We start from the raw sequence: 9,660 nt of genomic DNA on the forward strand, positions 1-9,660 counted from the left end.
GAGTCCTTAGCTTAAAGTGCTTAGATTAGATGGGCATTATAAATCACCTGTCAACTGGTATTACGTCAACGCTCCTCTTTACTCACCATTAAGATCTCCGCAAAAGCTTAAAATCGTCATCACTAACACGCGAAAACGGTATAATCCACGAGACGAATGACACCGCAGTTGTAGCACTATCGGCACCATTACTTCGGTCCAGCCTATGAGGTTGTGGCGTTCACGAAGCACAACAAGCTGAAATTTATGAAAGCTGCGTGATGGCATGATAAAAAGAGGTACGTATGCCCAATATTGAATCGGTATTGCAGGAAAATCGGATTTTTAAACCGAGTAATGAGTTTGTAAAACAAGCGACTGTATCTGGACTCAGTGCCTATAAGGCCTTATGTGCCCAAGCGGAAGCCGATTACGAAGGTTTTTGGGCTAAGTTAGCGCAGGAGCATCTCTTATGGAACAAACCATTCACAAAAATTTTAGATGACACTAATCCACCGTTTTTTAAATGGTTCCATGACGGCGAACTGAATGTTTCATACAACTGCCTTGACCGGCATTTAAATACCATCCCACACAAGACCGCGTTGATTTTCGAAGCCGACGATGGTTCCGTGACCAACGTAACCTATAAACAGCTCTACCATCGCGTGTGCCAAATGGCCAATGGCTTGAAGTCTTTGGGTATCAGGTCGGGTGACCGCATTGTGATCTACATGCCAATGTCCATCGAAGGTGTGGCCGCAATGCAAGCGTGTGCGCGCATTGGTGCTATCCACTCTGTGGTGTTTGGTGGATTCTCGGCTAAAAGTCTGCAAGAACGGATTATTGATGTCGGTGCAACCGCCGTCATTACTGCTGATGCTCAAATTCGAGGTGGGAAAGAAATCCCACTAAAACCGACTGTCGATGAAGCGATCGCCATGGGTGGATGCGAAAAAATCAGCAATGTCGTTGTATACAAGCGTGCAGGCAACAAGATCAGCTTCGATAAGAATCGAGATGTGTGGTTACACGAGCTGACTCAAAATGAACCCGATGTCTGCGCACCCGAATGGGTCAATGCCGAGCATCCGCTATTTATCCTCTACACCTCCGGCTCCACAGGAAAACCGAAAGGCGTACAACACAGTTCAGCAGGGTACCTCCTTCAAGCGATTCTGACGATGAAATGGACCTTCGACCACAGAAGCTCCGATATTTTCTGGTGCACAGCTGATATCGGCTGGATCACAGGACACACCTACATCACGTATGGACCATTGTCGGTAGGTGCTACCCAAGTAATCTTTGAAGGTGTTCCAACTTATCCGGATGCCAATCGATTCTGGAAAATGATCGATACGCATGAAGTGACCATTTTTTATACAGCACCTACTGCAATTCGCTCTCTCATCAAACTCGGACCTGATTTACCTAAAGAGCACGATCTGTCGTCTTTGAGAATACTTGGATCAGTTGGCGAGCCAATTAATCCAGAGGCATGGATGTGGTACTTCAATGCCGTTGGCGGGGGAAAGTGCCCCATTATGGACACGTGGTGGCAGACTGAGACAGGCGGGCATATGATCACGCCACTTCCAGGTGCCACTACCCTAAAACCCGGTTCATGCACATTCCCGCTACCGGGCATAGTAGCCGATGTGGTTGATGAAACAGGCAACCCGGTCAGCAAGGGAAATGGCGGCATCTTAGTCATCAAAAAACCATGGCCTTCCATGATCAGAAACATATGGGGAGATCCAGAGCGCTTTAAGAAAAGCTACTTTCCGGATGATTTTAAAGGAAAATATTATCTCGCGGGCGATGGCGCTAATCGTGATAAAGATGGTTATTTTTGGATTATGGGTCGCATTGACGACGTACTGAACGTCTCAGGCCATCGACTCGGAACCATGGAGATTGAGTCAGCTTTAGTCTCACATGAACTGGTTGCTGAAGCGGCAGTCGTGGGCAGGCCGCATGACGTGAAAGGTGAATCGGTCACAGCCTTTGTCGTACTTGCTGGCGACAGACCGTCAGGCGATCAAGCAAAAGATATCGCACAAGCACTCAGGGATTGGGTCTCAAAAGAAATTGGGCCTATTGCCAAACCGGACGAGATTCGATTCGGCGATAACCTCCCCAAGACGCGTTCTGGGAAAATTATGCGCCGACTGCTTCGCTCCTTAGCCAAAGGTGAGGAGATCACTCAAGACGTCTCGACACTAGAAAATCCGCAGATTTTAGACCAACTCAAAGAGACGATTTAATCCATCAACTTTGACATGAGTGGGTCACTCATATATTCTGCCCCGCTTCTTAGGCATGGATAAGCAGGAGAGTTGACCGAGAGGCTTATGGTGCTCGCTTGGAAAGCGTGTGTACGGTAACCCGTACCGAGGGTTCGAATCCCTCACTCTCCGCCACCCTATTTTTATCTAATTTAATCTATATAAATCAATTATTTAAAAAGTCATTATTTTGGCGTGTGTAACATGTCTGTGTAACCAATTTGTACCCTTTACTCCACCCCTAAACATCCCGGGGGGTCTAAACAGGACTACGTGATCTATATATACCCGAGCAGATACAAATAAAGAATAGAATTGATGATGGGTTAGCCATCACACTTCATTGAACTTGATACATTTTTATAATCACGAAATAAGAAAGATAGACAAATGAAAGCCATTGGATATCAAAAAATGGGGCCAATAGAGACTGCTGGTTTCACAGAATTTTCAACTGACATCCCTGATGTCGGCGTGCACGACCTTCTTGTCGAGGTGCATGGCGTTTCATTGAACCCAGTTGATACAAAGGTTCGTAAACGTACTGAACCTGAGGGGGCACCAAAAGTCCTCGGTTATGATGCAGCAGGGATTGTTAAAAAAATTGGTGGTGCCGTATCAAAATTCAGCGTTGGCGACGAAGTCTTCTACGCTGGTGATATTACACGCCCTGGCACGAACTCAGAACTACATGTTGTTGATGAGCGCATTGTTGGTAAAAAACCGTCTTCACTTGGCATGGCCGAAGCCGCTGGCATTCCTTTAACTTCCATCACAGCCTGGGAACTGCTTTTTGACAGTCTCGGCATTACAGAGAGCGACAATGAAGCAATTCTAGTCATTGGTGGTGCTGGCGGTGTTGGTTCTATGCTTATCCAACTTGCAAAAAAACTGACTAAACTTACTGTCATCGCAACAGCATCCCGCCAAGACACCATCGATTGGGTCAAGAAAATGGGGGCAGATCACGTCATCGATCATAGCAAACCTATTGATACGGAGATCGAGGCATTGGGGATTCAACCAAAATATGTAGCCGCCTTGACAGGTACGGAGGGTCATTTTGACGCCATCATCAACCTGATCAAGCCTCGTGGTGCAGTTGCCTTTATCGATGATCCGGAAGTTCTAAATATTAAATCAGGTAAGCAAAAAGCCCTTCGTTTTGCTTGGGAACTAATGTTCACCCGTTCCATGTTCAAAACCCCTGACATGGATGAGCAACACAAAATTCTTAACCGTGTTTCTAAAATGCTGGACGATGGCACACTGATATCAACGGTGACCAATAATCTTGGTAAGCTCAGTCCAAAGACTATTGTTGAGGCTCATAAGCAACAAGAAAGAGGACGTGTCATCGGTAAAAACGTGCTCGAAGGCTTGCATTAAGAAAAGTAGTGAGGCACTTCGGTGTCACACTTTTACGGAAAGTTAAAAATGTTATTAGACACGCCCATTTGTGATTTTGGCTGGGATGCGCCCGACTTCACACTAAAAGATTCTCATGGCCAACGCTTCACCATGAGTGATCAATTGGGTAAGCATGGGCTTCTGATCACGTTCATATGTAATCACTGCCCATATGTTCAACGTATTGCAGCGCGCTTGGCTAATGATTGTCAGCAATTGATGGCGGAAGGAATTAGTGTGCTTGCCATCATGTCAAATGACTATGAACATCATGTTGCCGATTCTCCAGAGAATATGAAATTATTTGCCAAGAAATATGGCTTTTCATTCCCCTATCTCATTGATGAAGATCAGTCGGTCGGACGCGAATATGGTGCAATATGCACTCCAGATTTCTTCGGCTTAAATTCGAATGGCAAATTGCAATATCGCGGTCGTATTGATGATGATCCAATGGGGGGCACAAACAACCGAAATCCAGAACTCTTAAATGCCATGCGCCTGATTGCTGAAACTGGGAAAGGCCCCAAGGAACAACTCCCCTCAATAGGTTGTTCGATTAAGTGGCGAAATTAGTTTTTAAACCGAAAACTTTACGCCCACATTAAAACTTTAAATCTTAATTGTCTTTGGAAAAACCATTCTCGCCCGCATGTGAACGAAACCAAGAGCCGATTTTTTCAGCAATCAGTCCCATACTGAAAAACGTTCATGATGTGCTGGAAATTGGTTCTGGGACCGCTCAGCATGCGGTGTATTTTGCCAAGCATATGCCATGGCTCAATTGGCAATGCAGTGATGTTCAAGAAAACTTGGCTGGCATACAGATGTGGGTTGATGATGCTAATTTGAGTAACCTGTTAGCACCCATAGAACTGGATGTGTCAACGACTTCTATCAAACGTCAATATGATGCGATCTACTCCTGTAACACCCTACACATCATGTCTGAGCAGCACGTTAAAGACTTTTTTAAACTGATCAGTACGATTACTACTGATCATGCTGATTTAATCATATATGGTCCATTTAACTATCAGGGTCAATATACCGCAGGCAGTAATGCCGAGTTTGATCACTGGTTAAAAGAACGAAACCCTGAGAGCAGCATTCGTGACTTTGAATGGATTAATGAGCTCGCTGAGCATATTGGTTTCATCTTGGTTGATGACAAGACAATGCCTGCCAACAATCGTTTTCTGCATTGGCACCATGCCGGCTTACCTGATCGGTAACTACCTCCATTAGAGCGGAATTGTGTTCTAGGTGTATCCATCCCTTTTTCATAGTAAGGTTCTACGATGCGAAATCTATTCATCATCCCTCTATTAGTTCTGTCACTCACCCCGCTCTCTAGCTGGAGCGAGTCTATAGATGGCCTAGTAGTACGAGACGGCCTTTTTACACGAGATCCTCTGACACTCCTTTCACTGACGAGCTTGACGACCAGCCTACTCATGGGTCAATCGAGAACGGCAAGTAAGAATATTCTTGGATTATTTAATGGAAAAATAGAGGGTTATGGGACAAAGTTATATCAGTTGTTTAAGGGGACAGCTAGTCTCTAGTTTCGCACAAATTCTTAGCAAAATGGAAAAACAATGTCATTTGTAAAGAGTCTACTCAAGGTGATTATATTAATGGCTGGTTTAGGTTCACATGCAGTTAACAGTGAGGAGTGGACTCATATTCAGGGTGAGTCCGATAGAGAAACAGTGTACTACGATTCGGATTCCATTGAGGTCGGTGATGGGGGATTATTCGTTTGGACTATGATTGATTTTTCGGCACAGCAAATGGGGGTTCTTTCTAGGAAGAATTTTATTCAGATCAATTGTGCGCATAGGCGCTATCAAACTCTCGTGCAGATCCTGTACGAGGGACCATTTGGTAGCGGAGCATCCTATAAGACCGATATAGTCTCAGGTGGTATGGCGTCTGCCTCATCTAATTCAGTCATAAGTGGTGTGATGAATAAGTTGTGCGGCTAATTTGGCCTAACACCGGCACGCTCGGCGTATGCAACCACAAGTTGTTACAGGCATCTACCTCACCGTTATCACAAGCACGTCTCAAAGCTTCTACGTCATCGACCTCTGCGGAATAGGCGCTGAATAACAGCATCAATACTACCGCTAGTTTATGCATCAACCTGCCCTTCTATTATATTGTTAGTAGCTGCTGTTCAAGTAACAATGGGCCGCAACGGTCAGAATATGAAAAATATCTCCGGTTTTACCGAAGCAGTGGCATCAGCACCCTTATTTTTCCGGGAATCGTCAGGTCTAGCGTGACGTTTTCCCGACCTCGAAATTTATATCATTGACACAGATTAACTGTCGAATTTTTCGGAACTAATCTCAGTCACGCACCTCGAACTGGGGCGCTATATAAATTTTGCTTCATTTGGTGTAAGCTCGGAACAGCAGTACAGGCTAGCAACTGATTTATCATTTTTTAAAAGAGGTCCTGTGTCACGCTTCGTGTTATATGTCTTGGTTTTTTACAGCGTAAACTTTAGCGTAGCGATTGCAGGAGACGTAGAGGCCGGTAAGGCTCGGTATTCGCAAAACTGCTTTGTCTGCCATGGCCCTTCAGGGAAAGGACTGTCCAGTTATCCCAAGTTGGCCGGAAAAGATATTGCCTACTTAGTAGACAGACTCAAAAGATACCGATCTGAGGAGAGATTTGGACCTAATTCTGATCTCATGATAATAAATGCAATTCCTCTAAGTGATGACGAAATCGCAAACCTAGCTGCTTATTTGAACAGCGCAAAAGTACAGTAAATACTTAATCTAATAATAACGGAGGTAATAAAAATGAAGAAGAGTTTAATCTCTGCTCTTTTCGTCCTAGGGGTCAGCGCATTAGTTAGCAGTAGCTTTGCTGGAGGCCATAAGGGTAAGAGCGCAGCTGTGCCACAAATAACGCAAGAAGCGGTGTTGACAGGGCTCGAGAGTCCTTGGGATACAGACTTCCTTGCGGATGGAACGATGTTTTTCACCGAGAAGTGTAAAGGATTTTCTGTAAGACTGCCTTCCGGAAAAGTTCAAGCTCTATATGGAATGACCGGTTCCAAAGGATACGCGGACACAGGCAATGATCTTTGGTGTACCAACCAAGCAGGTATGTTGGGTATCGCAGTTGATCCAAACTTTGATAAAAACCGTAGAATCTATGTTGCTTCTGCATCCACCAAATATCATGGTAGCGGATGTAAAACAAATTTCGAACGATGCGATGGAAACATCGTGATGCGATTTGAAGTCAGCAAAGATTTTAAGAGTGTATCCAACCGTACCGATATCGTAAAAGATATTCAATTCAAGCCTTTTGAGTCAGATCATCCATTCGGCGGGAACGGTGCTCACAATGGTAACCGACCTACCTTTGGACCAGATGGATCTTTATGGATCACTACGGGTGACCGACACAGAGGTGTTTGCCCACAATCACCTGATTTAATGTGCGGTAAAGTGCTGAGAATCGACACTGACGGTAATGCCCATAAGGGCAACAAACCACCTGCCGGTTACGACAAACGTATCTATACGTACGGACATCGAAACGTTCAGGGTATTGCGTTTAGAAGTGATGGTGCGGTATTTACAGCTGAGCACGGACCATGGCACAACGATGAACTCACTATGCTTGTAAATGGTGGTAACGGTGGATGGGATCCTCGGCAGAATGTAGGTGGCCGCGGAGAGTGTCCAGACGAGTACTGTGGATACAGCCCTAAACAGAAAGAAGGTGTGATTCCAGCCATTCGTGCAGCTTTTATGCCAATGAGTGACACCCGGTTTGCCGATCTAATGCCACCAGCATGGCAGAACAACGGCTACTCGCAAGGTACATCTTCAATTGCTTTCCTCAAAGGTAAGCAGTGGGGCACATATGAGGGCCGTGCAGTTGTAGGCATCATGGGTATTGCTTTTGGTGGCACCCCTGTTGGTATGCGTTTAGATGTATATGACATTGCTAAGGACGGGCAATCAATCAAGAGCGTGATTCACTTGCCAGTTGAGCAAAAGCGCTACCGTGGCGTCACATTGGGCCCTGACGGCGCATTGTATGCAAATACGGATGAAGGTGAAATCTACAAAATCACAGCTAAGTAATAATTCATTAGCTGCTAAGTAGTGAGAAGCGCCGCATTCGTGCGGCGCTTTTTTGTGAGTCAGACACGCGTATCTTTTTACTGATGGCTACACTCAATTAGCTAACCCAACCACCGGCCAGAGGAATAATTTGACCAACGATGTGCGTACATTTTTCGCTGGCTAAATATGATGCAAGTTCAGCAGTCTCTTCAGCAGACCCTACCTTATTAGTCGGTACATTCTTACGTACGTGATCTAAGAATTTTTCATCAGACAAGAGTCGATCGGGGTAGTAAGTATTATTATTAATATAGTTTTGCGCGATAGCATTCACTTGGATATTGGATCGCGCCAATTCAATACCTACTGCTTTGATAAAGGCATTCTGCGCGCCTCGCGCAGCGCAATACGCTGAATTATTAGCAATACCTCTCAGCGGGGCAGCACTGGTTACAGCAATGATTTTTCCAGACTTTCTCTCTAGCATCTGCGGGGTTGTTGCTCTAACGAGATACATCAGAGGATCAACCAAAACCTTGAATAACGTATCCCAATCGTCATTTTCAATAACTTGCACAGGACTAGATTTCGGTGGTTCTGCAAGATTTGCAACTAAAACATCAATCGTGCCCGACAACTGAATTAAAGCCTCGCACTCACTTTGAGTCACTAAAGGCCGATCATCCGTTAGGACATTAAACCCCATAGCCTTAAATTTATTTGCGATAGCCTCACCCATGTACTTTTTAACGCAGGTAACCAAAACCGTCCTATTTTCCATTATTAACTCCTTTTTATGCCTTTTCTATCTATGCTATTTTGCGCTTCTTAAGGCTCGGGACGGTATTGGTTCTACTGCAAACAGTAAGATGCTTTCAAAGACAGCTCCGTATTTGATTCTATTAATGCGATTGGATTTGTTAGGGCCATTGATACAGAATCAGTATCTCTAGGTTTTTTGAGGCAAATAACTATTTTTTCATTAGTTTTTTCTGTTGTAAATTTGTAACCGCCAGTTCTTTGTTGTGGAGAGACAGCCAAATAGAATTTATTTCTCCTTAAATCTTTTATTTGCACCTTTAGTCGTTGACTGATTTCTAGTATTTCCCGGTCGATCCCTAAAGGAGTAAGCTTTATCTCTGAATTCTGAGTATAGAGTCCATCACCGTTGTAAACGTATACCTGATTTGGGTGAACGTATCCCTTGTTTTGAATTGGAGTTGCACCATTTAATGCATTACAGGATATTAGCGTGCAGGTGAAAATTAGAAATATACAAAAAATTAAAAGTATTTTTTTATCTGCGGCGTGTTTTGAAAGGGCAAGTTTCATCAGAAAAATATTATACACACTTACATTGTGGTCTTCGTTAGTTCTAATAGGTTGTGCTAGTGGCGGAGGAAGTGGGAGTAGTAGTTCATCCAGGTCATTAACCTATGCAAGCAGTAGTGCTTTTGAGACGTCAGAGTACAACCAGCAAACTGGTCTTGGTATTGTGAAAGCATCCGCAATGTATTACAACGGACATTACCGTTGGTACGCCCAAAATGGAGGGACAGGTGGGAATCCTTCAGATTCCACTGCCGGTACTGGAACAAATATCAAAGTTGCCGTTGCAGATTCTGGGCTTAATGCTCTTGAAGCTTCAACAGGCTCTTGGATAACAAGAGACTCCTTAAATAGTTACAATTATGAAACCGATCAGACTGGTGCTTATTCAGACACAAATGGGCATGGAACCCACGTTGCAGGGATAATTGCGGCACCAAAAAACTCATCAGGCATGCATGGAATTGCATACAATGCGGCCATCTTGGTCTTGAAAATTTCCAACCGTTCAGGCTCTATTATAGCTACAGAAGCTGAAATAGGCG

The 9,660-nt window shown here is 44.4% G+C and carries 11 protein-coding genes and 1 tRNA gene; 10 read left to right on the forward strand and 2 right to left on the reverse strand.

Annotated elements, in window-relative coordinates; all coding sequences use genetic code 11:
• The first annotated feature begins 284 nt into the window (after positions 1-284).
• From acs to O3A65_05245, 9 genes are all read left to right on the forward strand, one after another.
• The gene (acs, locus tag O3A65_05205; GenBank protein ID MDA1331869.1) at positions 285-2,249 is read left to right on the forward strand and encodes an acetate--CoA ligase; all 1,965 of its coding nucleotides are present in this window, start codon (positions 285-287) and stop codon (positions 2,247-2,249) included.
• 66 nt (positions 2,250-2,315) lie between these two features.
• Positions 2,316-2,405: transfer RNA gene (locus tag O3A65_05210), tRNA-Ser, on the forward strand.
• Between the two features lie 255 nt (positions 2,406-2,660).
• Positions 2,661-3,659, forward strand: coding sequence for a zinc-binding alcohol dehydrogenase family protein (locus O3A65_05215; GenBank protein ID MDA1331870.1), 999 nt, complete (start codon positions 2,661-2,663; stop codon positions 3,657-3,659).
• Positions 3,660-3,707: 48 nt separating this feature from the next.
• Positions 3,708-4,256: a thioredoxin family protein gene (locus O3A65_05220; protein MDA1331871.1), complete on the forward strand. Its 549-nt coding sequence runs from the start codon at positions 3,708-3,710 to the stop codon at positions 4,254-4,256.
• Between the two features lie 47 nt (positions 4,257-4,303).
• Positions 4,304-4,915 carry a DUF938 domain-containing protein gene (locus tag O3A65_05225; GenBank protein MDA1331872.1) on the forward strand — a complete coding sequence of 204 codons (612 nt, stop codon included), beginning with the start codon at positions 4,304-4,306 and terminating at the stop codon, positions 4,913-4,915.
• Positions 4,916-4,981: 66 nt separating this feature from the next.
• Positions 4,982-5,248 (forward strand): hypothetical protein, encoded by a 267-nt coding sequence (locus tag O3A65_05230; protein MDA1331873.1) that lies wholly within the window; start codon positions 4,982-4,984, stop codon positions 5,246-5,248.
• A 33-nt stretch (positions 5,249-5,281) separates the two neighbouring features.
• Complete coding sequence (locus O3A65_05235) at positions 5,282-5,671, forward strand: hypothetical protein (GenBank protein ID MDA1331874.1); 390 nt, start codon at positions 5,282-5,284, stop codon at positions 5,669-5,671.
• A 480-nt stretch (positions 5,672-6,151) separates the two neighbouring features.
• Positions 6,152-6,469 carry a cytochrome c gene (locus O3A65_05240; protein MDA1331875.1) on the forward strand — a complete coding sequence of 106 codons (318 nt, stop codon included), beginning with the start codon at positions 6,152-6,154 and terminating at the stop codon, positions 6,467-6,469.
• Between the two features lie 33 nt (positions 6,470-6,502).
• Positions 6,503-7,804, forward strand: a complete 1,302-nt coding sequence (locus O3A65_05245) for a PQQ-dependent sugar dehydrogenase (GenBank protein MDA1331876.1) — start codon at positions 6,503-6,505, stop codon at positions 7,802-7,804.
• 97 nt (positions 7,805-7,901) lie between these two features.
• On the opposite strand, the gene O3A65_05250 is transcribed toward O3A65_05245, so the two are convergent.
• A complete protein-coding gene (locus tag O3A65_05250) occupies positions 7,902-8,567 on the reverse strand; it encodes an SDR family oxidoreductase (GenBank protein ID MDA1331877.1) in 666 nt (221 codons plus the stop codon).
• A gap of 71 nt (positions 8,568-8,638) precedes the next feature.
• On the reverse strand, positions 8,639-9,118 hold the full coding sequence (locus tag O3A65_05255; GenBank protein ID MDA1331878.1) for a hypothetical protein: 480 nt from the start codon (positions 9,116-9,118) through the stop codon (positions 8,639-8,641).
• Positions 9,119-9,143: 25 nt separating this feature from the next.
• Between O3A65_05255 and O3A65_05260 the strand changes: the two genes are divergently transcribed.
• Positions 9,144-9,660 (forward strand): S8 family serine peptidase (locus tag O3A65_05260; GenBank protein MDA1331879.1); only part of this gene is annotated, 517 nt, incomplete at its 3' end.

Source organism: Pseudomonadota bacterium, assembly GCA_027624715.1.
Classification (GTDB): domain Bacteria; phylum Pseudomonadota; class Gammaproteobacteria; order Burkholderiales; family Eutrophovitaceae; genus Eutrophovita.

Coding starts and splice junctions, on each gene's coding strand:
- acs (MDA1331869.1), top strand. CDS start 285: ATGCCCAATATTGAATCGGTATTGCAGGAAAATCGGATTTTTAAACCG.
- O3A65_05235 (MDA1331874.1), top strand. CDS start 5,282: ATGTCATTTGTAAAGAGTCTACTCAAGGTGATTATATTAATGGCTGGT.
- O3A65_05230 (MDA1331873.1), top strand. CDS start 4,982: ATGCGAAATCTATTCATCATCCCTCTATTAGTTCTGTCACTCACCCCG.
- O3A65_05245 (MDA1331876.1), top strand. CDS start 6,503: ATGAAGAAGAGTTTAATCTCTGCTCTTTTCGTCCTAGGGGTCAGCGCA.
- O3A65_05215 (MDA1331870.1), top strand. CDS start 2,661: ATGAAAGCCATTGGATATCAAAAAATGGGGCCAATAGAGACTGCTGGT.
- O3A65_05255 (MDA1331878.1), bottom strand. CDS start 9,118: ATGAAACTTGCCCTTTCAAAACACGCCGCAGATAAAAAAATACTTTTA.
- O3A65_05220 (MDA1331871.1), top strand. CDS start 3,708: ATGTTATTAGACACGCCCATTTGTGATTTTGGCTGGGATGCGCCCGAC.
- O3A65_05250 (MDA1331877.1), bottom strand. CDS start 8,567: ATGGAAAATAGGACGGTTTTGGTTACCTGCGTTAAAAAGTACATGGGT.